This window comes from Pseudomonas asturiensis, from assembly GCF_900143095.1.
Lineage (GTDB): Bacteria > Pseudomonadota > Gammaproteobacteria > Pseudomonadales > Pseudomonadaceae > Aquipseudomonas > Aquipseudomonas asturiensis.
The window spans coordinates 155,091-176,265 of record NZ_FRDA01000011.1 but is presented as its reverse complement, the minus strand read 5'-3'; the positions used below and the strand labels follow the sequence as shown (position 1 = coordinate 176,265).

The window sequence follows — 21,175 nt, the reverse complement described above, 5'->3', positions numbered from 1 at the left end:
GGATTGAAATTTACATATTGAGATAAATTCGATTTCGGGTTTATAGTCCGTCCTGCACTCACTTCCAAAAATATAAAAGGTGAAGCAATGCAGGCGCATTTGATCGCGCTCGACTGGGGGACCACCTCACTTCGTGCTTATCGACTTGGCGAACATGGCCGGGTTCTGGAACAACGCGCCCTGAGCGCGGGCATCATGCAATTGCCGAACACGCCACGGCGCGTCGCAGGCTCGCTGTGCAGCGACGGCTTCGAGCTGGCATTCGACGAGGCGTGCGGCGACTGGCTCGACGCGCAGCCCGACTTGCCCGTGATTGCCTGCGGCATGGTCGGTAGCGCCCAGGGTTGGCGCGAGGCGACCTATCGTGAAACGCCAGCCAGTGTTGACGAGCTGAGCGCTGCCTTGCAGACCGTGCGCAGCGCACGCGGTGTCACGGTGCATATCATCCCCGGCGTGCTTCAGCGTTCGACGCTGCCCAACGTCATGCGCGGTGAAGAAACCCAGGTGCTGGGCGTACTGGCGGGGCTCGACGAGCAGTCGGCCAGCCAGCCGCTGTTGATCGGTCTGCCGGGCAGCCACTCCAAGTGGGTGCAGGTGGTGCAGGATCGCATCGTTCATTTCGATACTTTCATGACCGGCGAGGTTTACGCTGCGCTGTGCGCCCACACCATTCTCGGGCGCACCATGCAGCACAGCGAAACGTTCGACAGCGTGGGATTCGATCGCGGGCTTGCCAGTGCGCAATCGGAGGAGGGCGCTGCGGGGCCTCTGTCCACTGTTTTCAGTTGCCGCACCCTGGGCCTCACCGGCCAACTGGCTGCGAGCGCTCAGCCCGATTACCTATCCGGCCTGCTGATCGGCCATGAACTGGCTTCCCTCGCCAGACTCCACTCCGACGCCCACGGCCATCTGCCTGCGGTGATTCTCATCGGCAGCGAATCGCTGTGCCAACGTTATGCGCGTGGCCTGGCTGCCAGCAGCTTTCCTCGGGTCACAGTCGCCGCTCAGGCCACCGAGCGCGGCCTCTGGCAGGTTGCGGTCCAGGCCGGCCTGGTGGCGCGCCAGTCGTCCCATTACGTTCAAGAGGTGTGACATGCTCAAGCAAGCATTGAAGGAAAACGGCCTGGTCGCGATTCTGCGCGGCCTGCGTCCCGAAGAAGCCCCGGCCATTGGCGACGAGTTGTATCAGGCGGGCTTTCGGGTCATCGAAGTACCGCTCAATTCTCCTCAGCCGTTCGACAGCATTGGCCTGCTGCGCCAGCGCCTGCCTGCCGACTGCCTGATCGGGGCCGGGACAGTGCTGACGCCTGAACAGGTCACCCACGTCAAGGACGCGGGCGGTCAGGTCATCGTCATGCCGCACAGTGATGCCAGTGTGCTGCGCGCCGCCAAAGCTGCCGGCCTGTACCTGTCGCCGGGCGTGGCCACACCGACCGAAGCGTTTGCCGCTCTGTCTGAGGGCGCTGATGTGCTCAAACTGTTCCCGGCCGAGCAAATGTCGCCCGCAGTGGTCAAGGCCTGGCTGGCGGTGCTGCCTGCAGGCACGATTCTGCTGCCGGTCGGCGGTATCACTCCGGACAACATGAAGGTGTTCCTCGACGCAGGCGTAAAAGGCTTCGGCCTCGGCTCGGGGCTGTTCAAACCGGGCATGAGCGCTGCCGAGGTCGCCGAGCGCGCCAAGGCCTATGTGGCCGCGTGGAAACAGCACACTTCGTCGCTTTGAAACGGATCGGTGCGCCAGACGCCGCCGCCCGACAAGAGAACCAATAAGAGAAACCGCACCCATGAAAATCACCAAACTGACCACCTTCATCGTTCCGCCGCGCTGGTGCTTCCTGAAAGTCGAGACCGACGAGGGCGTCGTCGATTGGGGCGAGCCGGTCGTTGAGGGCCGTGCGCATACCGTCGCTGCCGCCGTGGAAGAGCTTTCCGACTACCTGATCGGCAAGGACCCGCGCAACATCGAAGACATCTGGACCGTGCTGTATCGCGGCGGCTTCTATCGAGGTGGCGCGATTCACATGAGCGCGCTGGCCGGGATCGATCAGGCCTTGTGGGATATCAAGGGTAAAGCGCTGGGTGTCTCGGTCAGCGATCTGCTAGGTGGTCAGGTGCGTGACAAGATTCGCGTCTACTCATGGATCGGCGGCGACCGTCCTGCCGACACGGCACGGGCTGCGCGGGAAGCGGTCGAGCGTGGCTTTACTGCGGTGAAAATGAACGGCACCGAAGAGCTGCAGTTCCTCGACACCTTCGACAAGGTCGATCTGGCCCTGGCCAATGTGGCAGCGGTGCGTGATGCCGTCGGCCCGAACGTCGGCATCGGTGTTGATTTCCATGGTCGCGTGCACAAGCCGATGGCCAAGGTGCTGATGAAGGAGCTGGACCCGTACAAGCTGATGTTCATCGAAGAACCGGTGCTCAGCGAAAACTACGAAGCGCTCAAAGAGCTGGCCCCGCTGACCAGTACCCCGATTGCCCTGGGTGAACGTCTGTTCTCGCGCTGGGACTTCAAGCGTGTGCTGAGCGAAGGCTACGTCGACATCATCCAGCCGGATGCATCGCACGCGGGCGGCATCACCGAGACGCGCAAGATCGCCAACATGGCCGAAGCCTACGACGTCGCGCTGGCGCTGCATTGCCCACTGGGGCCGATTGCACTGGCGGCGTGTCTGCAACTGGACGCGGTCTGCTACAACGCGTTCATCCAGGAGCAGAGCCTGGGTATCCACTACAACGAAAGCAATGACCTGCTGGACTACGTCAAGCACCCGGAAGTCTTCGACTACGACAAGGGCATGGTCAAGATCCCCAACGGACCGGGCCTGGGCATCGAGATCAACGAAGAGTACGTCAAGGAGCGCGCCGCCATCGGCCACCGCTGGCGCAACCCGATCTGGCGCCATGCCGATGGCAGCTTTGCAGAGTGGTGAGGTAGCCGCACGCCGGACTGTGGGAGGCGGCTTGCTGGCGATAGCGTCAGTTCAGACATGACCCTTTACCTGAACCATCGCTTCGCCGGCAAGCCGCCTCACACGAGGATGTGAACTGCCTCCTTAAGCAAGATCTGGCTTCGGAATGGGGTGGAAACGATCCGCCCTTGAAACACCTGAAACACCGTCCTCAATAAATCCAAAAAGAGGCAACATTTCATGCGCACTCGTACGATGGAGGGCGCGGCATCGCTGGTGGCGCCGTCCCGCAAACGTTTCTTTATCATGGTGCTGCTGTTCATCACCGTGGTCATCAATTACCTGGACCGCAGCAACCTGTCGATTGCCGCGCCGGCGCTGACGTCCGAGCTGGGCATCGATCCGGTTCATGTCGGTCTGATCTTCTCCGCCTTCGGCTGGACCTACGCGGCCATGCAATTGCCCGGTGGCTGGCTGGTGGATCGCGTGCCGCCGCGTATCCTGTACACGGTGGCACTGATGCTGTGGTCGATTGCCACCATCCTGCTCGGTTTTGCTGCCAGCTTCATTGCGCTGTTCGTGCTGCGCATGGCGGTCGGCGCGCTGGAAGCGCCTGCGTACCCGATCAACAGTCGCGTGGTGACCACTTGGTTCCCGGAGCGCGAGCGCGCGACGGCGATTGGTTTCTATACGTCGGGACAGTTCGTCGGTCTGGCGTTTCTGACGCCGGTGCTGGCCTGGCTGCAGGCGCATTACGGCTGGCACATGGTGTTCGTCGCAACCGGTGGCGTCGGCGTACTGTGGGCGGTGATCTGGTACGCGGTGTATCGCGAGCCGCGTGACTTCAAGGGCGTCAACCAGCAGGAAATCGACCTGATCCGCGAAGGCGGCGGGCTGGTGGATATCCAGAAAGACGTCGACAAACAGAAACAGGGCTTTAGCTGGCTGGACCTGGGCATCGTGTTGAGCAAGCGCAAACTCTGGGGCATCTATCTTGGCCAGTTCTGCCTGAATTCGACGCTCTGGTTCTTCCTGACCTGGTTTCCGACCTATCTGGTGAAATACCGGGGCATGGACTTCATCAAGTCCGGCCTGCTGGCGTCGCTGCCGTTTCTGGCCGCCTTCGTCGGCGTGCTGTGCTCGGGCTTCTTTTCCGACTGGCTGATCCGTCGCGGGCACACCGTGGGCTTCGCGCGCAAACTGCCGATCATCGCCGGCCTGCTGATTTCCACCTCGATCATCGGTGCCAACTTCGTCGAATCCACGCCGCTGGTCATCGCCTTTCTGGCACTGGCGTTCTTTGGCAACGGTCTGGCCTCTATCACCTGGTCGCTGGTATCCACGCTGGCGCCTGCGCGTCTGCTGGGTCTCACAGGCGGCACGTTCAACTTCATCGGCAATCTGGCGGCCATCGCCACGCCGATCGTGATCGGCTTCCTGGCCTCGGGTGACTCGTTCGCGCCGGCCATCACTTACATCTCGGTGCTGGCGCTGCTGGGTGCGCTGTCCTACATCCTGCTGGTAGGGAAAGTAGAACGCATCGAACTCTGATATCGACGTGTCCTGATGCTGGCGACGATAATGCCGCCAGCGTCCCGATCTGATTAAGGCTTGTCATGCACAACGAACCGCTTCCTTCTGAACATTCCACGGGCAAAGAACCGGCCCCTGCCGGGACCCAGACCCTGTTGCGCGGTCTGGGAGTGGTGCAGGCCGTGGCGAATGGGGCTCGGGACCTGAAGGAGATTGCCCGTCTGATCGGCACTACGCGCAGCACCACCCATCGTCTGGCCAGTTGTCTGGTCGATGAGCGCTATTTGCGGGTTGTTCCGCAGGTCGGGTATCTGCTGGGGCCGAAGTTGATTGAGCTGGGTTTTCAGGCGCGCGAGGAAGTGCCGTTGGCGATGCTCGCGCGGCCGTATCTGGACCAGTTGTCGGAGCTGACGGGCGATACCGTGCACCTGGCGGTGCGCGAGGGCGACGAGGTGCTGTACCTGCACAAGAATCCCGGTCGCAATGGTCCGGAGATGCGCTCAAGGGTCGGGCATCGCATGCCGCTGGTGCGCACCGGCATCGGCAAGGCGTTGCTGCTGGACAGCCCGGAAGCCGAGTGGCTGCGTCTTTATGAAATCAGCATGCCGGCGGCGGGCAGGCATCCGCTGTGGCCCAATCATGAACAACAGACATGGGAACAATTGCAGCAGCGAAGGCAGGAGTACGTGGCGGGAGGTTATGCATTCGATCTTGAAGACAACGAACCGTCGATCCGTTGCGTTGCGGCACCGGTGCGTGATGCCAGCCAGCAGATTGTGGCTGGCATCAGCGTCGCCAGTACGGTTCCGTACATGCCCCTGGAGAAGATGGCCGAACTGGTCCCGCTGATCAGGGAGATCGCAGCGGGACTGTCGGCCGAACTCGGGGCCGCCTGAATCAGGCTTTGAGCGTTGCCATGTCGATGACGAAACGGTATTTCACGTCACCGGCCAGCATGCGCTCGTAGGCTTCGTTGATGTTGCGGATGTCGAGCATTTCGATGTCGCAGGTGATGTCGTTCTCGGCGCAGAAATCCAGCACTTCCTGGGTTTCGGCGATACCACCGATCAGCGAGCCGGCCAGTACGCGGCGGCTCATCACCAGATTGGCGGCGTGGACCGGCGGTTCCACGGGCTCGATCAGGCCTACCAGAATGTGTACGCCGTCGAAACGCAGCGTCTGCAGGTAGGGGTTCAGGTCGTGCTGCACTGGAATGGTGTCGAGCAGGAAGTCGAAGTGACCGGCGGCCGCTTTCATCTGTTCGGCATCGGTGGAAACGATCACGTGATCGGCGCCCTGACGACGCGCTTCCTGAGCCTTCGAAGCTGAGCGGGTGAACAGGGTCACTTCCGCGCCCATCGCCTTGGCGAACTTGATGCCCATGTGGCCCAGGCCGCCCATGCCCAGAATACCGACCTTGTCACCGGCCTTCACGCCGTAGTGCTTGAGCGGTGAGTAGGTCGTGATGCCGGCACACAGAATCGGCGCAGCTGCGGCTGGATCAAGCTTCTCGGGAACGCGCACGACGAAGTGCTCGCTGACCACGATGCTGTTGGAGTAGCCGCCCATGGTATTGCTGCCGTCCACGCGGTCTGGCGTGGCGTAGGTCATGGTCGGACCTTCCAGGCAGTATTGTTCGAGATCCGACTGGCACGCCGAGCACTGACGGCAGGAATCGACCATGCAGCCAACACCGACCAGGTCGCCAACCTTGTATTGAGTGGCATTGGCGCCGGTTGCAGTCACGCGACCGACGATTTCGTGGCCCGGCATCAGCGGGTAAACGGCAATGCCCCACTCGTTGCGCGCCTGGTGGATGTCGGAGTGGCAGACGCCGCAGTAGAGGATTTCGATGGCGACGTCGTCGGCACGCGGAGCGCGACGTTCGAACGTCATCGGGGCGAGGGGGGCGGTGGCCGACTGAGCAGCGTAACCGATGGCTGTGTACATAAAATACCTCGCTTAAGAAATGAAAAGGTACGAAGAAGAGGCGAATCATTGTCCGCGCCATGGTCGTATGCCGCTAGGGCGATTCCTCCGTGTTTCATGCCTATTCCTCCGGCGGTGGAATCCGGGTAACGCTCAAGCGCGCAAATCTGCGATCATGCAGCTGTCTGATCCTCTGCCGGTGCTCTCCATGTCGCTTCCTTATCCTGTCGATGGCAATGCCGTTCTGGTCTCGCTGATTCAGCCGTTGGCCGTGCGTCCCGGCTTCGTCGACACGCATTTGCCCGAGGTGCGCGTGCTCTCGGCGTTCAGCTATGTGGCCAGTAGTCCGCAAATGTACGAGCCGAGCCTGATGATCGTGGTGCAGGGCAGCAAGATCGCTTGTCTGGGCACGCGCACGTTCGAGTACGGCACCGGGCATTACCTGATTCAGGCGCTGTCGGTGCCCTTCAAGTGCGAGACCTTCGCCACTCCGGACAAGCCGCTGTACGGCGTGTCGGTGTCCATCGACCGGGTGTTGCTCGGCGAGCTGGTGCAGGTGATGGGGGCGACATCGCAGCAGGACTGCCAGCCGCAGACCCCGGAGTCCATGACCTCGGTATTGATCGACGAGGGCATGCGCGACAGCGTCGAGCGGCTGTTGCGTTGCCTGCACGATCCGCTGGAATGTCAGGCGATGGGGCAGGCTCGAGTACGAGAAGTGGTGTACAGCGCGCTGCGCGGTCCGCAGGCCGGCGTACTGCGTGCACTGGTCGAGCAGCAGGGCCAGTTCGCACGGATCGCGTCGGCGGTGACCTATCTGCATGAACATTACGCCGATGCGTTGAACGTCGACACGCTGGCGCGCTGCGCGAACATGAGCATCTCGACCTTTCATGAGCATTTCAAGCGCAGCACCTTGTTGTCGCCGGTGCAGTACCTCAAACGTCTGCGCTTATTGAAGGCCCAGCAATTGCTGGTAGCCGAAGGGCTGGGTGTCGCGCAGGTGGCGTTGCGGGTCGGCTATCAGAGCGCTTCGCAGTTCAGCCGTGAGTACAAACGCTACTTCGAGCGCAGTCCGGGGGAGGAGAGCGCCAACCTGGGCGTTCCTGCCTGATGCAAAGTGAACCTGATGCAACGTAAAAAGGCTCCCGAGGGAGCCTTTTTAATCGGTCGCAATCCGCTTACATATTCGGGTAGGTCGGACCGCCTGCGCCTTCCGGTGCCACCCAGGTGATGTTCTGGGATGGATCCTTGATGTCGCAGGTCTTGCAGTGCACGCAGTTCTGGGCGTTGATCTGGAAGCGCTTCTCGCCGTCTTCCTTGGTGATCACTTCATACACGCCCGCCGGGCAGTAGCGCTGCGCCGGTTCGTCGTACAGCGGCAGGTTTTTGCTGATCGGGATGCTCGGGTCGGTCAGCTTCAAATGGCAGGGCTGTTCCTCTTCGTGGTTGGTGCTGGAGAGGAACACCGAGCTGAGTTTGTCGAAGCTGAGCTTGCCGTCGGGTTTGGGGTAGTCGACCTTCTTCGAGTCGGCCGCCAGCTTGAGGCAGGCGTAGTCCGGCTGGGTGTCGTGCAAGGTAAACGGCAGCTTGCCACCGAAGATGTTCTGGTCGATGAAGTTGAATGCACCGCCCTTGATCGCGCCGTATTTGTGAATGGCCACACCGAAGTTGCGGCTGGCGAACAGTTCCTCATGCAACCAGCTGGCCTTGAAGGCCTCGACATAGGACGTCAGCGTATCGCCGCCTTCTTTGCCTGCCAGCAACGCTTCGGCAACCGAGTCGGCGGCCAGCATGCCGGACTTCATGGCGGTATGGCTGCCCTTGATCTTGGCGAAGTTCAGGGTGCCCAGGTCGCAGCCGATCAGTGCGCCGCCGGGGAAGACCATTTTCGGCAACGAGTTCAGGCCGCCCTTGGCGATGGCGCGGGCACCATAGCTGATGCGCTTGCCGCCTTCCAGGTACTGCTTGATCACCGGGTGATGCTTGTAGCGCTGGAATTCGTCGAAGGGCGACAGGTATGGGTTGGAGTAGGAAAGATCGACGATCAGACCCACGACCACCTGATTGTTTTCCAGGTGATAAAGGAAGGAGCCGCCCGGGTTGGCGTCGTCCAGCGGCCAGCCAGCGGTGTGCACCACCAGGCCCTGTTCGTGCTTCGACGGATCGACTTCCCAGATTTCCTTGAGGCCGATGGCGTAGTGCTGAACGTCGGCTTCGTTGTCCAGATCGAAACGCTTGATCAGTTGTTTGCCGATGTGGCCGCGGCAGCCTTCGGCAAACAGCGTGTACTTGGCACGCAATTCCATGCCGGGGGTGTACAGACCTTCTTTGGGATTGCCTTCGCGGTCGACGCCCAGGTCACCGGTAATGATGCCGCGCACCACGCCGTTTTCGTCGAACAGCGCTTCTTGTGCGGCAAAGCCCGGATAGATCTCGACGCCCAGGTTTTCGGCCTGTTGAGCCAGCCAGCGGCACAGGTTGCCCAGCGAGATGATGTAGTTGCCCTCGTTGTGCATGGTCTTGGGAACAAAAAAGTTCGGGACCTTGCGGGCTTTTTCGGCATCGCTCAGGACATAGATGTCGTCGCGCTTGACCGGGGTGTTGAGCGGGGCGCCCAGCGCCTGCCAGTCAGGGAACAGTTCGTTCAACGCGCGGGGTTCGAACACCGCACCGGAGAGGATGTGCGCACCGACTTCCGAGCCTTTTTCCACCACGCAGACGCTGATTTCCTGGCCGGCTTCAGCAGCTTTCTGCTTGAGACGGCAAGCGGCTGAAAGCCCGGACGGGCCGGCTCCGACGATAACAACGTCGAATTCCATGTATTCGCGTTCCACAGGCTATCTCCTACTCTCAAGGCTCACGGTATTTTTATGGGTCACGGTGGACCGACATACGGGCTTGGACCGCACATCTTTTTAAGGCGTGCATTATATCTACACCACTGCGCGGGTCCAATACAAACGTTTGTTTGAATCGGCCGCAGGCCAGATAAATCAAAGACGCGCGACTCATGACTGGCCGATTTGGCGTATTGACCGGAAAAGGCGTTGCGGTCAAGATACGGGCGGTTTTGCGTTTGCCGTAGGCTGAAGAGGGGCTGCACGGATATCTCTTGAGGATATCTGCAGCAAATCCCTTGAAAAGGCATCAGGCCAACGCAGTGCAGGCAATCAGATCAATGTCGCCCGGCGCATTTTACACACCCTGCCGGTGCATGACGGGTGACGCCCTGCTTTTATCGGGCTTTTGGCGAGATTTGCATGAAGTCATGTTCGCCTGCACGAATACGATTGCTTGTTGAGGACACATATCGATCGCCTGGTATTGCCGGGCGACTTCTTTTCACCGGAGAGTGAGGAATCCATGAAGGTTCTTGTAGCTGTCAAACGAGTGGTCGACTACAACGTCAAGGTTCGCGTCAAGGCGGACAACTCCGGCGTCGATCTGGCCAACGTCAAAATGTCCATGAACCCCTTCTGCGAAATTGCCGTGGAAGAGGCTGTACGTCTCAAAGAGAAAGGCGTAGCGACTGAAATCGTCGTCGTCACCATCGGCCCGACTACCGCTCAAGAGCAACTTCGTACCGCGCTGGCACTGGGTGCTGATCGCGCCGTGCTGGTCGAGTCCGCCGAGGAGCTGACGTCCCTGGCCGTGGCCAAGCTGCTCAAGGCTGTTGTCGACAAGGAGCAGCCACAACTGGTGATCCTGGGTAAACAGGCCATCGACAGCGACAACAACCAGACCGGCCAGATGCTGGCTGCGCTGAGCGGCTACCCGCAGGGCACGTTCGCCTCCAAAGTGGAAGTGGCAGGAGACAAGGTTGCCGTCACCCGCGAAATCGACGGAGGTCTGCAAACCGTTTCCCTGAACCTGCCGGCCATCGTGACCACAGACCTGCGTCTGAACGAGCCACGTTACGCCTCGCTGCCCAACATCATGAAAGCCAAGAAGAAGCCGCTCGAAGTGCTGACACCCGATGCGCTGGGCGTCTCCACGGCCTCGACCAACAAGACCCTCAAGGTCGAAGCGCCTGCTGCACGCAGCGCAGGTATCAAGGTCAAGTCGGTGGCTGAACTGGTCGAAAAACTGAAAACCGAAGCGAAGGTAATCTAAATGACGATCCTGGTTATCGCTGAACATGACAATGCAACCGTAGCCCCGGCTACGCTCAACACCCTCGCTGCGGCCCAGAAGATTGGTGGCGACATTCACCTGCTGGTGGCCGGTTCAGGCGTGAGCGCCGTGGCCGAAGCCGCTGCGAAAATCGCTGGCGTGGCAAAGGTGCTGATCGCCGACAACGCCGCCTATGCGCATCAGTTGCCGGAAAACGTCGCGCCACTGGTTGTCGAACTGGCCGCCGGTCACAGCCATGTGCTGGCTGCTGCGACCTCCAACGGCAAGAACATCCTGCCGCGCGTTGCCGCGCAACTCGACGTGGACCAGATCTCGGAAATCATTTCGGTCGTATCGGCCGATACCTTTACCCGTCCGATCTACGCCGGTAACGCCATTGCCACCGTGCAGTCCACTGCCTCGGTCAAGGTCATTACCGTTCGCGCCACCGGTTTCGATCCGGTTGCAGCAGAGGGTGGTTCGGCCTCCATCGAAGCGGTTTCGGCCGCTCATGACGCAGGCAAATCGAGCTTCGTCGGTGAAGAGCTGGCCAAGTCCGATCGCCCTGAACTGACCGCTGCCAAGATCGTCGTTTCCGGCGGTCGCGGCATGCAGAATGGTGACAACTTCAAGCACCTGTACGCCCTCGCGGACAAGCTGGGCGCTGCGGTCGGTGCTTCGCGCGCCGCCGTTGACGCAGGTTTTGTGCCCAACGACATGCAGGTCGGTCAGACCGGCAAAATCGTTGCGCCGCAGCTGTACATCGCCGTCGGTATTTCCGGCGCGATCCAGCATCTGGCGGGCATGAAGGACTCCAAGGTGATCGTTGCGATCAACAAGGACGAAGAAGCGCCGATCTTCCAGGTGGCTGATTACGGCCTGGTCGCCGACCTGTTCGAAGCCATTCCGGAGCTGGAGAAGCTGGTTTAACCCATACGCTTCCACTATAAAGAGAACCCGTTCGATTCGGGCTTCATGAACTGCCAGGCTTGCCTGCAGGGCTTGCAGCCGGATGAACGGGTTTTTTATTGACTCGTGAAAAGGGCTGTCGATGCAACGCCATTCCATGCGCCATCCCATATCGCTGTGCTGGCTCCTGCTGGGGCTGTCCATTTTGCCATCACTGAGCCTGGCGGCCGGCAAGTGCGAGCGGCTAATCGTGACCGGCAGTCCCGATGCGCCTCCGTATCTGTGGCGCGATCCCCAGGATCCAAAGCACCTGATGGGGGCCAACGCCGATATTCTGAAGCAGGCTGCGGGGGAGCTGGGCCTCAAGGTTGAGTTTCTGTACGCGGGCAAGCGCAGTCAGGCTCTGGAAGAGGTCCGTACCGGACGCATGGATCTGCTGGCCGACGCGCCCATGAATGCTGCTCAACTGGATGCGCTGGACTACGTGCATCCCGCCATCGTACAAAACGATATCGTGATCTGGACGCGCCATGACCAGGCCGTTGCCCTGACAACGCTGGGCGAGTTGCAGGGGCGTCACGGGGTTATATCGGAAAAGACCCGGTTGACCCCGTCTTTCGATGAGGCCAGCCGACAGCAGCTGACACTGGAGCGTGTATCCGGCCTGACGCCAGCGTTCCAGAAACTGGCGTTGGGTGAGGTGGATTATGTGCTGGCCGGTCGGTACGCGGGCATGGTCATGACCCAGACTCTGGGCCTGGCAGCAGACCTTGTGGCGCAGCCCGTGCCGCTCGACAGGCCCGGTCTGTATCTGGCGCTGTCGTTCAATTCCGCGTGCAATGATCCATGGCTACGCGGACAGTTGGCGAAAAAGATGACAGAATCGGCCGCCTCCGGCCTTGCAGGTGATGTGATCCGGCACAATCTGGATCTGTGGAAAGCCCAGTTGTTACAGCCTGTCAGTGCCAGCGCCTCAAACCAGTAGGGATGTTTTTTGTGAGTATTCGTTTTTCAATCGCCGCCATGGCCGTTGCCACGTTGGTCGGTTGCGCCAGTGATCCGGTCCCGACCGAACAATTCAAATTGACCGAGCAGGCGCTGGAGCAGGCCAAGGCTGTTGGTGCCGACGAGCAGCCTGAGCTTGAAACGGCCGAAGCCAAGTTTGCCGACGCCCGCGCAGACATGGCTGACAAATCGTATAAGCACGCGCGTATGAAGGCCGAGCAGGCCGAGCTTGATGCGCGTCTGGCCGAGGCTCGTGTTCTGACACTCAAGAGTCAGGAGCAGATCGCGCAGTTGAATACCCGCCTGAATCGTTTGCGCAAGCAGCTGGGGGAGGCGCAATGAACCGCATGCCTCGTGTATTGAGCGTCTGCCTGCTGCTGGGCTCGGCGGGTCTGTATGGCTGCGCGGGCCACCCGAGCAGTGATCAGGCTCTGCAGCAAGCCAGCGCGGACTTCCAGAAGGTCAAGGAAGACACCGATGTGCTGCGCAGTGCGCCCAAGGACGTGATCCGTGCCGGCGAATCACTCGCCCGTGCCGAGCGCCTGTCCAGTTACCTTGGCAGTGGCGCTGACGTAAGTCACTACGCTTACCTGAGCAGTCGCTACAGCGAAATCGCCCGGGAGCACAGCAACCTCATGCTCAGCCAGGAGCGTCTGGCGAAGATGGAAATGGAGCGTCAGCGCCTGCAATTGGGCTTGCGCGAAGCGAAGCTGGCCAGTGCGCAGCAGCAGGGCAGGTGGCTTGAGGATCAAATTCTGAGCCTCGCCACGACCCAGACCGACCGCGGGTTGGTCATGACTCTTGGCGATGTGCTGTTCGATGCCGGGCATGCCGAACTCAAGAACTCTGCCAGCCGCACCGTGCTCAAGGTCGTGCAGTTCCTGCAGATCAACCCGCGCCGGATCGTCAGGATCGAGGGGTATACCGACAGCACCGGTGATCGTCAGGAAAACCTCAAGCTGTCCCGTGATCGCGCGCAAGCCGTTGCAGACGTGCTGATGGATCTGGGCATTGATGAGAAGCGCATTCAGGTCGAGGGCTATGGTCAGCAATTCCCTGTGGACGCTAACGCTTCCGAGCGTGGGCGTGCGCAGAATCGTCGCGTTGAAATCGTCTTTTCCGACGAGAAGGGTCAGCTGGGCGCGGCTCGGTAGCGCTGCGCGTTTACCTGAGTGGATCGTGCCCGTGCGCAGTGATGGGCACGATCCATGTGTGACTTGAACATTCGATCATTTATTTTCCTCACCCTTCACAATCGCTGGCCCGACCTGAAACTGTTCCAGTACACTTCATGACAATGGCCGGCAGCCACCAATCTGTTTTACAAAAATAAATGGCCGGTCTTTTCGAGGCTGTGGTCATGACCAATCTTTTGCTTTATCAGCGCATCGCTCAGCAACTGGCTGAGGACATTCGTCGCGGCGTTTATCAGCCGGGTGAGCGGGTGCCGTCGGTACGCAAGATGAGTTCGCAACTCAGTGTCAGCCATGCGACAGTGTTGCAGGCCTATGCGAACCTTGAAGATCAGGGGTTGATCCGGGCGCGACCGCAGTCCGGTTATTACGTCCATCAGACGCCTGCATTGACCGCTTCGACGCCGGATATCGCCCGTGTCGAGCGTCCCGGCCTGGTGACGCGCAGCAGCATTATCCAGCAGGTACTTGAGGAGTCTCGCCGGGAAGGCGTATTCGCTCTCGGTGCTGCGGTGCCTCACGTGGACTACCTGCCCGTTCGCGCTTTGCACCAGCAGTTGGCCAAGGTCACGCGCTTCCAGAGCCCCCGTGCGTTCAGTTACATGTTCAGTCCTGGCTTCGAGCCGCTGCGCAGGCAAGTGGCCATTCGAATGCGTGATGCAGGCGTCGTTGTCGATCCGTCCGAGGTAGTGATCACCCACGGCTGTGTCGATGCCTTGCAGATGGCCTTGCGCGTACTGACCCGGCCTGGCGATCTGATCGCCGCCGAATCCCCCGCCTACTATGGGCTGCTGCAGCTCGCTGATCTGCTGGGCCTGAAAGTCATCGAAATTCCGAGCGATCCTTCCACCGGCATCAGCCTGGAGGCGCTGCAACTTGCCGCCAATCAGTGGTCGATCAAGGCGTTGGTGTTGACCTCGCGGTTGAGCAATCCGCTGGGCGGCACGATGCCTGAAGAGCGCCAGAAAAATCTGCTGCGTCTGGCATCGGATTTCGACATTCAGGTGGTCGAGGATGACGTCTACGGCGAGTTGATGTTCGAGGTGGGGCGGACCAAGGCGTTGAAGGCTTTTGATCGGCTGGGCAGGGTGATGTATTGCTCCAGTTTTTCCAAGACGCTATCACCCGGTGTGCGTATTGGCTGGATGATCGCCGGAAAATACCAGGCCGAGATCCAGCGTTTGCAGACCTTCAGCACCCATTCGGCCTGCAGCGTGACCCAGATGGCAGTCGCTGCTTACCTTGAGAACGGGGGGTACGACCGTCACCTCCGGTTCATTCGCCTGGAATACCGCAAGAACCTGAGTGCCTACCAGCTGGCGGTTCAGCAGTCGTTTCCCGAGGGCACGCAAATGAGCCGACCAGCGGGTGGGTTCATTCTATGGGTCAGTCTGCCGGGCCGGGTCAATACGCAAGAGTTGCATGTTCGGGCGCTGGAGCAGGGTATCAGCATTGCACCCGGGCTTATCTTCAGTAATACCGAGCAATTCAACCACTGTATTCGTCTCAATTGCGGGATGCCGTGGAACAGAGAGGCCGAGCGGGCGTTGATGACGTTGGGGATGTTGGCCAGGCAGTTGTGCCAGGAAGCGGTTTCAGCGTATTGAGGCAGGTGTGTTTTTCGTCAATTGTATGGAACTCTTGACTTGTCATGTAGGCCTCAAAGGCACAGCATGTAGCTCTTTCCGGCTTTGCCACTGTCTTGTCTGATTTTTGCCTATGAATATGTTCCGTTGTCTGGGGTTGTCGGTGATTGTTCTACTGGGCGCTTGTGATGCTCGGGATACGCCGGTGCCCAAGCCAAAGACTGAAGCCAGCGTTCCTGCCCCGGTTGCCTCGCCAGCCCCATCGACCAGTGACTCGCCACGAGAGTCTGTGGTTGCCGATGTGCCTGCTGCCAAAGCGCCCTCGAGCATGCATGAGCTGATGCCTAACGTGCCGGTCAAGCCTGTTGTGGTGGGTAAGGACACGCCTTCCAGTCAGGCGGTGCAGGTAGCCCCCGTCAAGTCCGCGGCAAAGGCTGCGTCCTCGAAGCCGGCGGCCAGCAAGCGTGAGACGGCGAAGGCGGCAAAAGACGTCAAGGCCAAGGATGTTCGCCTGAATCGGCCGAAACTGGATCTGAGCCTGCCGCCCGAATTGGTCAAGGAGCTTGATCCGCCCGCAAAAGTGATCACCGCCAAGCGCAAGCCTATCTTGCCGCAGATGTTTGGCACCAAGGACTCTTCCAATCCCAGCCCTTTCGAGTTGAACGGTCGCCTGTTGTCTAATGAAATGCAGTTGCAGATGCGCAACGAGAGTCGACGCGATGTCGAAGGTGCGGCACTGGACTTCAAATTCGCGCAATAAGGCCATGCCTATCGTCAGGTACGCCGTTTTCAATCGCGTGTTCCGATAGGTACTATCTCGCTTCATTTCAATCATTCAGCAAGGGCTCGGGTCATGGACTGCCGCTCCGGTTGTGGTGCGTGTTGCATCGCTCCATCCATCACGTCTCCCATTCCGGGCATGCCGAACGGCAAGCCTGCGGGGGAGCGTTGTCTGCATTTGTCGGTGGAGTTGCTCTGCGCGCTGTTTGGCAAGCCGGAGCGACCTGCGGTGTGCAGTCAGTTCAAAGCGGCTGAAGATGTCTGCGGCGTTAATCAGGCTGAAGCGATTCGTCTGATAGGGTGGTGGGAGAAAATGACGTCGGTGGTCTGATGGCCGGGTCAGCTCAATGGTTTCATCGGAATCTAGACAATAAGGAATAAGATAATGGGTCCGCTGTATCGTATGGCTTTAGCCTGTGGCTTGACTGTAATGCTGGTGGGTGCCGTTCAGGCCGAAGACTGGCAGGTGGCGAAGGATGAGGACGGGATCAAGGTCTCGCTCAGTGATGTTCCAGGCTCCAAGTACAAGGCTTATCGCGGTGTGACAGTGATCAACGCCAGCCTCGGGAAGTTGCGCGCGTTGCAGGAGGACGTTGCCGGTGCCTGTGCCTGGATTCACGAATGCCAGTTGCAGAAAGTGCTGAAGTACGAAGGTAACAAGGCCTGGACCTACACTCGCTTCAATACGCCCTGGCCAGTCACGCCGCGTGACTCGGTGTTGCTCATCACCACGCAGGAAGGGGCTGACGGCAGTCTGACCCGGAATCTGGAAGAGCAACCCACCTATATTCCAGAAGAGAAGGGCTATGTGCGTGTGGCTGAAGTCAAAGGATTCTGGAAACTGGTGCCCAAAGGGCCGAATCAGACCGAAGTGACTTATCAGGTGCATACCGAGCCTGGCGGCAGCGTACCCTCCTTGATTGCCAACAAGTTCGTCGTGGATGCACCGTTCAATACCTTGAAGGCGCTGCGCGAGAGAGCGGCACAGTAACTTGCTGTAAATAAAAAGGGCTGCCAATGGCAGCCCTTTTTATAGGTGTACAGCGCTTACTTGCGGTCTTTCAGTTCGACGATGTCGCGTTGCACGTTGCCGGTGTACAGCTGACGTGGGCGGCCGATCTTGTAAGGGCTGGAGAGCATTTCCTTCCAGTGCGAAATCCAGCCGACGGTCCGCGCCAGGGCGAAGATCACGGTGAACATGCTGGTTGGAATGCCGATGGCCTTCAGGATGATGCCCGAGTAGAAGTCCACGTTCGGGTACAGCGAGCGTTCAATGAAGTACGGGTCGGTCAGGGCGATCTCTTCGAGGCGCATGGCCAGTTCGAGCTGAGGATCGTTGGTGATGCCCAGTTCCTTGAGGACTTCGTCGCAGGTCTGCTTCATCACAGTGGCACGCGGGTCACGGTTCTTGTAGACGCGGTGACCGAAGCCCATCAGCTTGAACGGATCGTTCTTGTCCTTCGCCTTGGCGATGAAGGTGTCGATGTTCGAGACATCGCCGATTTCATCGAGCATGGTCAGGACGGCTTCGTTGGCGCCGCCGTGAGCCGGCCCCCAGAGCGCTGCAATGCCTGCAGCGATACAGGCGAACGGGTTGGCACCCGAAGAGCCCGCCATGCGCACTGTGGAGGTCGAGGCGTTCTGTTCGTGGTCGGCGTGCAGGATGAAGATCTTGTCCATCGCCTTGGCCAGCACCGGGCTGATCGGTTTGATCTCGCACGGGGTGTTGAACATCATGTGCAGGAAGTTTTCGGCGTAGCTGAGGTCGTTGCGCGGGTACATCATGGGTTGCCCCATGGAGTACTTGTAGACCATCGCTGCCAGGGTCGGCATCTTGGCGACCAGGCGGACTGCGGAAATTTCGCGGTGCTGCGGGTTATTGATGTCCAGCGAGTCGTGGTAGAACGCTGAAAGGGCACCTACAACGCCGCACATGACCGCCATCGGGTGGGCGTCGCGACGGAAGCCGTTGAAAAAGGTCTTGAGCTGTTCGTGGACCATCGTGTGGTTCTTGACCACGGCGACGAACTGGGCTTTCTGCTCGGCGGTTGGCAGTTCGCCGTTGAGCAGCAGGTAGCAGGTTTCCAGATAATCGGAATGCTGGGCCAGTTGTTCGATCGGGTAGCCGCGGTGCAGCAGGATTCCGTTGTCACCATCGATGTAGGTGATCTTCGACTCGCAAGAGGCGGTCGACATGAAACCAGGGTCGAATGTGAAGCGGCCGGTGGCGGTGAGACCGCGTACGTCGATCACGTCCGGACCCACTGTACCGGTCAGAATTGGCAGCTCGACGGGGGCTGCGCCCTCGATGATCAACTGCGCTTTTTTGTCAGCCATGTGGCCTCCTATTTATGCTTCAAATCATCAGACAGGCCCCCCACGCAGGGCCCGCATCACTATAGTGAGATAAATTCTAAAGTCAATTTGCCTAAAGTCGTGTTCCAGAAGGCCTTCGTGGAGTTTTTTCAGGCCGGTTTCCTGCCGTTTACGCCTTTTATGTGATGAGCGCAATCCGCTATTGGCGGTGAGTCTGTGCGTTGTCATTAGTAACCTAACTGTCTATACTCGGCGTCCGACCGCCGGGGGCTTTTGGGCCTGTTCGAAGGGGGTCGTCACTTCCTGGGTGGTGGGTACCTGACCAGTGCACTTCCCAACAACTTGCCCTGATTGTTAGGGGCTCTTCAGTGTGAAAAAAGCCGTGAATAGCCAACGACCTGTAAATCTAGACCTAAGGACCATCAAGCTCCCAGTCACTGCTTACACGTCCATCCTTCACCGCATCTCCGGTGTCATCCTCTTTGTCGGTATTGCAATCATGCTGTATGCAATGGACAAGTCGCTGGCGTCCGAAGAAGGCTTCGGTGAAGTAAAAGCGTGTCTGACCAGCCCGCTGGCCAAGCTTGTCATCTGGGGGCTGCTGTCTGCCCTGCTGTATCACCTGGTGGCCGGTATCCGTCACCTGATCATGGACACAGGAGTGGGCGAGACGCTGGAAGGCGGCAAGCTGGGCTCCAAAATCGTTATCGCGGTTTCCGTGGTACTGATTCTTCTGGCAGGAGTATGGATATGGTAACCAACGTCACCAACCTTTCGCGTTCGGGCCTCTATGACTGGATGGCGCAGCGTGTTTCTGCGGTCGTGCTCGCGGCTTACTTCATCTTCCTGATCGGATACATGGTCTTTCACCCAGGTCTGAGCTATTCCCAATGGCATGATCTGTTCGCAAGCAACTGGATGCGCATCTTCAGTCTTCTGGCCCTCGTTGCCCTCGGCGCTCACGCCTGGGTCGGCATGTGGACCATCGCGACCGACTACCTGACGCCAATGGCGCTGGGCAAGTCCGCGACTGTCGTACGTTTTCTGTTTCAGGCGGTATGCGGCGTTCTGATGTTCGCCTACTTCGTCTGGGGCGTGCAGATTCTTTGGGGTATCTGATCCATGGCTAACACAAATACGCTTTCTTTCGACGCCATCATCATCGGTGGCGGCGGTGCAGGCATGCGCGCTGCGCTGCAGCTCGCTCAGGGTGGTCACAAGACTGCCGTGGTCACCAAGGTTTTCCCGACTCGCTCGCACACCGTATCCGCACAGGGTGGCATCACCTGCGCAATCGCTTCGGCCGACCCGAACGATGACTGGCGCTGGCACATGTACGATACCGTCAAGGGTTCCGACTACATCGGTGACCAGGACGCTATCGAATACATGTGTTCCGTAGGCCCGGAAGCGGTCTTCGAGCTTGAGCACATGGGTCTGCCGTTTTCCCGTACCGAGCAGGGCCGTATCTACCAGCGTCCTTTCGGCGGCCAGTCCAAGGACTTCGGCAAGGGTGGTCAGGCTGCGCGTACCTGTGCCGCTGCCGACCGTACCGGTCACGCACTGCTGCACACCTTGTATCAGGCCAACCTGAAGGCAGGCACTGTATTCCTCAACGAATACTACGCAGTTGACCTGGTGAAGAACCAGGATGGCGCCTTTGTGGGCATCATCGCCATCTGCATCGAAACCGGTGAAACCTCCTACATCCGCGCCAATGCAACGGTACTGGCGACCGGTGGTGCAGGTCGTATCTACTCCTCGACCACCAACGCCCTGATCAACACTGGCGATGGTATCGGCATGGCGCTGCGCGCCGGTGTGCCGGTTCAGGACATCGAGATGTGGCAGTTCCACCCGACCGGCATCGCCGGCGCAGGTGTACTGGTCACCGAAGGTTGCCGTGGTGAAGGCGGCTACCTGATCAACAAGCACGGCGAGCGTTTCATGGAGCGTTATGCTCCGAACGCGAAAGACCTTGCAGGTCGTGACGTTGTAGCGCGCTCCATGGTCAAGGAAATCATTGCCGGCAACGGTTGTGGTCCTGACGGCGATCACGTGATGCTCAAGCTCGATCACCTGGGCGAGGAAGTGCTGCACAGCCGTCTTCCAGGCATCATGGAACTGTCCAAGACCTTCGCGCACGTCGACCCGGCAACCGCGCCGATTCCTGTTGTGCCGACCTGCCACTACATGATGGGCGGCGTTGCCACCAACATTCATGGTCAGGCGATCACTCAGGATGCCGCCGGAACGGATCAGATCATTCCAGGTCTGTTCGCAGTAGGCGAAGTGGCTTGCGTATCGGTTCACGGTGCCAACCGTCTGGGTGGCAACTCGCTGCTCGACCTAGTGGTATTCGGCCGCGCTGCTGGCATCCATCTGGAGCAGAGCCTGCGTGAAGGCGTTGACTACCGTCGCGCTTCCGAGTCCGACGTTGACGCCGCACTCGCACGCCTCGCTGGCCTGAACGAGCGTACCGAAGGTGAAGATGTTGCCTCGCTGCGCAAAGAGCTGCAAAGCTGCATGCAGAACTACTTCGGTGTATTCCGTACTGGCGAATACATGCAGAAAGGCATCACCCAGTTGGCTGACCTGCGTGGTCGTATCGCCAACGTCAAGATCAACGACAAGAGCCAGGCGTTCAACACTGCCCGTATCGAAGCGCTTGAACTGCAAAACCTGCTGGAAGTCGCCGAAGCTACAGCGATTGCCGCAGAGCATCGTAAAGAGTCCCGCGGCGCTCACGCCCGTGAAGACTTTGAAGATCGCGACGACGAAAACTGGTTGTGCCACACCCTGTACTTCCCGGGTGACAAGCGCGTAACCAAGCGTGCCGTGAACTTCTCGCCGAAAACTGTTCCGACTTTTGAACCTAAGATTCGGACTTATTAAG

Annotated in this window: 21 protein-coding genes; 18 read left to right on the top strand and 3 right to left on the bottom strand. The window is 59.6% G+C overall.

Annotated features, from left to right (window positions below; translation table 11 throughout):
* The first annotated feature begins 87 nt into the window (after positions 1-87).
* From BUB69_RS19255 to BUB69_RS19235, 5 genes are all read left to right on the top strand, one after another.
* Positions 88-1,092 (top strand): 2-dehydro-3-deoxygalactonokinase, encoded by a 1,005-nt coding sequence (locus BUB69_RS19255; protein WP_073169503.1) that lies wholly within the window; start codon positions 88-90, stop codon positions 1,090-1,092.
* 1 nt (position 1,093) lies between these two features.
* A complete protein-coding gene (locus BUB69_RS19250; RefSeq protein WP_073169501.1) occupies positions 1,094-1,723 on the top strand; it encodes a 2-dehydro-3-deoxy-6-phosphogalactonate aldolase in 630 nt (209 codons plus the stop codon).
* 61 nt (positions 1,724-1,784) lie between these two features.
* Positions 1,785-2,933, top strand: a complete 1,149-nt coding sequence (gene dgoD, locus BUB69_RS19245; RefSeq protein WP_073169498.1) for a galactonate dehydratase — start codon at positions 1,785-1,787, stop codon at positions 2,931-2,933.
* 219 nt (positions 2,934-3,152) lie between these two features.
* Positions 3,153-4,463 (top strand): MFS transporter, encoded by a 1,311-nt coding sequence (locus BUB69_RS19240; RefSeq protein ID WP_073169497.1) that lies wholly within the window; start codon positions 3,153-3,155, stop codon positions 4,461-4,463.
* A 65-nt stretch (positions 4,464-4,528) separates the two neighbouring features.
* Positions 4,529-5,341 (top strand): IclR family transcriptional regulator, encoded by an 813-nt coding sequence (locus BUB69_RS19235; RefSeq protein ID WP_073169495.1) that lies wholly within the window; start codon positions 4,529-4,531, stop codon positions 5,339-5,341.
* Between the two features lies 1 nt (position 5,342).
* Here BUB69_RS19235 and BUB69_RS19230 read toward each other — a convergent pair whose 3' ends face one another.
* The gene (locus BUB69_RS19230; protein ID WP_073169493.1) at positions 5,343-6,395 is read right to left on the bottom strand and encodes an NAD(P)-dependent alcohol dehydrogenase; all 1,053 of its coding nucleotides are present in this window, start codon (positions 6,393-6,395) and stop codon (positions 5,343-5,345) included.
* A gap of 187 nt (positions 6,396-6,582) precedes the next feature.
* Between BUB69_RS19230 and BUB69_RS19225 the strand changes: the two genes are divergently transcribed.
* Positions 6,583-7,488 carry an AraC family transcriptional regulator gene (locus BUB69_RS19225; protein WP_073169554.1) on the top strand — a complete coding sequence of 302 codons (906 nt, stop codon included), beginning with the start codon at positions 6,583-6,585 and terminating at the stop codon, positions 7,486-7,488.
* A gap of 67 nt (positions 7,489-7,555) precedes the next feature.
* Here the strand turns inward: BUB69_RS19225 and BUB69_RS19220 are convergent, their stop codons facing one another.
* Positions 7,556-9,211, bottom strand: coding sequence for an electron transfer flavoprotein-ubiquinone oxidoreductase (locus BUB69_RS19220; RefSeq protein ID WP_073169491.1), 1,656 nt, complete (start codon positions 9,209-9,211; stop codon positions 7,556-7,558).
* A 529-nt stretch (positions 9,212-9,740) separates the two neighbouring features.
* Between BUB69_RS19220 and BUB69_RS19215 the strand changes: the two genes are divergently transcribed.
* From BUB69_RS19215 to BUB69_RS19175, 9 genes are all read left to right on the top strand, one after another.
* Entirely contained in the window at positions 9,741-10,490 is a 750-nt protein-coding gene (locus BUB69_RS19215) for an electron transfer flavoprotein subunit beta/FixA family protein (RefSeq protein ID WP_073169489.1), read from the top strand.
* On the top strand, positions 10,491-11,420 hold the full coding sequence (locus BUB69_RS19210) for an electron transfer flavoprotein subunit alpha/FixB family protein (RefSeq protein ID WP_073169487.1): 930 nt from the start codon (positions 10,491-10,493) through the stop codon (positions 11,418-11,420).
* 136 nt (positions 11,421-11,556) lie between these two features.
* Positions 11,557-12,384, top strand: a complete 828-nt coding sequence (locus BUB69_RS19205; RefSeq protein WP_073169552.1) for a substrate-binding periplasmic protein — start codon at positions 11,557-11,559, stop codon at positions 12,382-12,384.
* 11 nt (positions 12,385-12,395) lie between these two features.
* Entirely contained in the window at positions 12,396-12,746 is a 351-nt protein-coding gene (locus BUB69_RS19200) for a DUF4398 domain-containing protein (protein ID WP_073169551.1), read from the top strand.
* Positions 12,743-13,558 carry an OmpA family protein gene (locus tag BUB69_RS19195; protein WP_073169485.1) on the top strand — a complete coding sequence of 272 codons (816 nt, stop codon included), beginning with the start codon at positions 12,743-12,745 and terminating at the stop codon, positions 13,556-13,558. Before BUB69_RS19200 ends, BUB69_RS19195 begins: the two co-directional genes overlap by 4 nt.
* Positions 13,559-13,764: 206 nt before the next feature.
* Positions 13,765-15,204 carry an aminotransferase-like domain-containing protein gene (locus BUB69_RS19190; RefSeq protein WP_073169549.1) on the top strand — a complete coding sequence of 480 codons (1,440 nt, stop codon included), beginning with the start codon at positions 13,765-13,767 and terminating at the stop codon, positions 15,202-15,204.
* Positions 15,205-15,316: 112 nt separating this feature from the next.
* A complete protein-coding gene (locus tag BUB69_RS19185; RefSeq protein WP_073169483.1) occupies positions 15,317-15,943 on the top strand; it encodes a translation initiation factor 2 in 627 nt (208 codons plus the stop codon).
* A 93-nt stretch (positions 15,944-16,036) separates the two neighbouring features.
* On the top strand, positions 16,037-16,294 hold the full coding sequence (locus BUB69_RS19180; protein WP_073169481.1) for a YkgJ family cysteine cluster protein: 258 nt from the start codon (positions 16,037-16,039) through the stop codon (positions 16,292-16,294).
* Positions 16,295-16,348: 54 nt separating this feature from the next.
* Entirely contained in the window at positions 16,349-16,954 is a 606-nt protein-coding gene (locus BUB69_RS19175; protein WP_073169479.1) for an START domain-containing protein, read from the top strand.
* 56 nt (positions 16,955-17,010) lie between these two features.
* Here the strand turns inward: BUB69_RS19175 and gltA are convergent, their stop codons facing one another.
* Positions 17,011-18,300 (bottom strand): citrate synthase, encoded by a 1,290-nt coding sequence (gene gltA, locus BUB69_RS19170; protein WP_004882582.1) that lies wholly within the window; start codon positions 18,298-18,300, stop codon positions 17,011-17,013.
* A gap of 349 nt (positions 18,301-18,649) precedes the next feature.
* Between gltA and sdhC the strand changes: the two genes are divergently transcribed.
* The 3 genes from sdhC to sdhA are packed head-to-tail and all read left to right on the top strand — an operon-like array spanning position 18,650 to position 21,174.
* Positions 18,650-19,036 carry a succinate dehydrogenase, cytochrome b556 subunit gene (sdhC, locus tag BUB69_RS19165; protein WP_004882581.1) on the top strand — a complete coding sequence of 129 codons (387 nt, stop codon included), beginning with the start codon at positions 18,650-18,652 and terminating at the stop codon, positions 19,034-19,036.
* On the top strand, positions 19,030-19,398 hold the full coding sequence (gene sdhD, locus BUB69_RS19160) for a succinate dehydrogenase, hydrophobic membrane anchor protein (protein ID WP_073169477.1): 369 nt from the start codon (positions 19,030-19,032) through the stop codon (positions 19,396-19,398). The genes sdhC and sdhD overlap by 7 nt, the downstream gene beginning before the upstream one ends.
* Positions 19,399-19,401: 3 nt before the next feature.
* Positions 19,402-21,174: a succinate dehydrogenase flavoprotein subunit gene (gene sdhA, locus BUB69_RS19155; protein ID WP_073169475.1), complete on the top strand. Its 1,773-nt coding sequence runs from the start codon at positions 19,402-19,404 to the stop codon at positions 21,172-21,174.
* Position 21,175: the final 1 nt, after the last annotated feature.

Coding starts and splice junctions, on each gene's coding strand:
- BUB69_RS19255 (WP_073169503.1), top strand. CDS start 88: ATGCAGGCGCATTTGATCGCGCTCGACTGGGGGACCACCTCACTTCGT.
- BUB69_RS19250 (WP_073169501.1), top strand. CDS start 1,094: ATGCTCAAGCAAGCATTGAAGGAAAACGGCCTGGTCGCGATTCTGCGC.
- dgoD (WP_073169498.1), top strand. CDS start 1,785: ATGAAAATCACCAAACTGACCACCTTCATCGTTCCGCCGCGCTGGTGC.
- BUB69_RS19240 (WP_073169497.1), top strand. CDS start 3,153: ATGCGCACTCGTACGATGGAGGGCGCGGCATCGCTGGTGGCGCCGTCC.
- BUB69_RS19235 (WP_073169495.1), top strand. CDS start 4,529: ATGCACAACGAACCGCTTCCTTCTGAACATTCCACGGGCAAAGAACCG.
- BUB69_RS19230 (WP_073169493.1), bottom strand. CDS start 6,395: ATGTACACAGCCATCGGTTACGCTGCTCAGTCGGCCACCGCCCCCCTC.
- BUB69_RS19225 (WP_073169554.1), top strand. CDS start 6,583: ATGTCGCTTCCTTATCCTGTCGATGGCAATGCCGTTCTGGTCTCGCTG.
- BUB69_RS19215 (WP_073169489.1), top strand. CDS start 9,741: ATGAAGGTTCTTGTAGCTGTCAAACGAGTGGTCGACTACAACGTCAAG.
- BUB69_RS19210 (WP_073169487.1), top strand. CDS start 10,491: ATGACGATCCTGGTTATCGCTGAACATGACAATGCAACCGTAGCCCCG.
- BUB69_RS19205 (WP_073169552.1), top strand. CDS start 11,557: ATGCGCCATCCCATATCGCTGTGCTGGCTCCTGCTGGGGCTGTCCATT.
- BUB69_RS19195 (WP_073169485.1), top strand. CDS start 12,743: ATGAACCGCATGCCTCGTGTATTGAGCGTCTGCCTGCTGCTGGGCTCG.
- BUB69_RS19190 (WP_073169549.1), top strand. CDS start 13,765: ATGACCAATCTTTTGCTTTATCAGCGCATCGCTCAGCAACTGGCTGAG.
- BUB69_RS19185 (WP_073169483.1), top strand. CDS start 15,317: ATGAATATGTTCCGTTGTCTGGGGTTGTCGGTGATTGTTCTACTGGGC.
- BUB69_RS19180 (WP_073169481.1), top strand. CDS start 16,037: ATGGACTGCCGCTCCGGTTGTGGTGCGTGTTGCATCGCTCCATCCATC.
- BUB69_RS19175 (WP_073169479.1), top strand. CDS start 16,349: ATGGGTCCGCTGTATCGTATGGCTTTAGCCTGTGGCTTGACTGTAATG.
- gltA (WP_004882582.1), bottom strand. CDS start 18,300: ATGGCTGACAAAAAAGCGCAGTTGATCATCGAGGGCGCAGCCCCCGTC.
- sdhD (WP_073169477.1), top strand. CDS start 19,030: ATGGTAACCAACGTCACCAACCTTTCGCGTTCGGGCCTCTATGACTGG.
- sdhA (WP_073169475.1), top strand. CDS start 19,402: ATGGCTAACACAAATACGCTTTCTTTCGACGCCATCATCATCGGTGGC.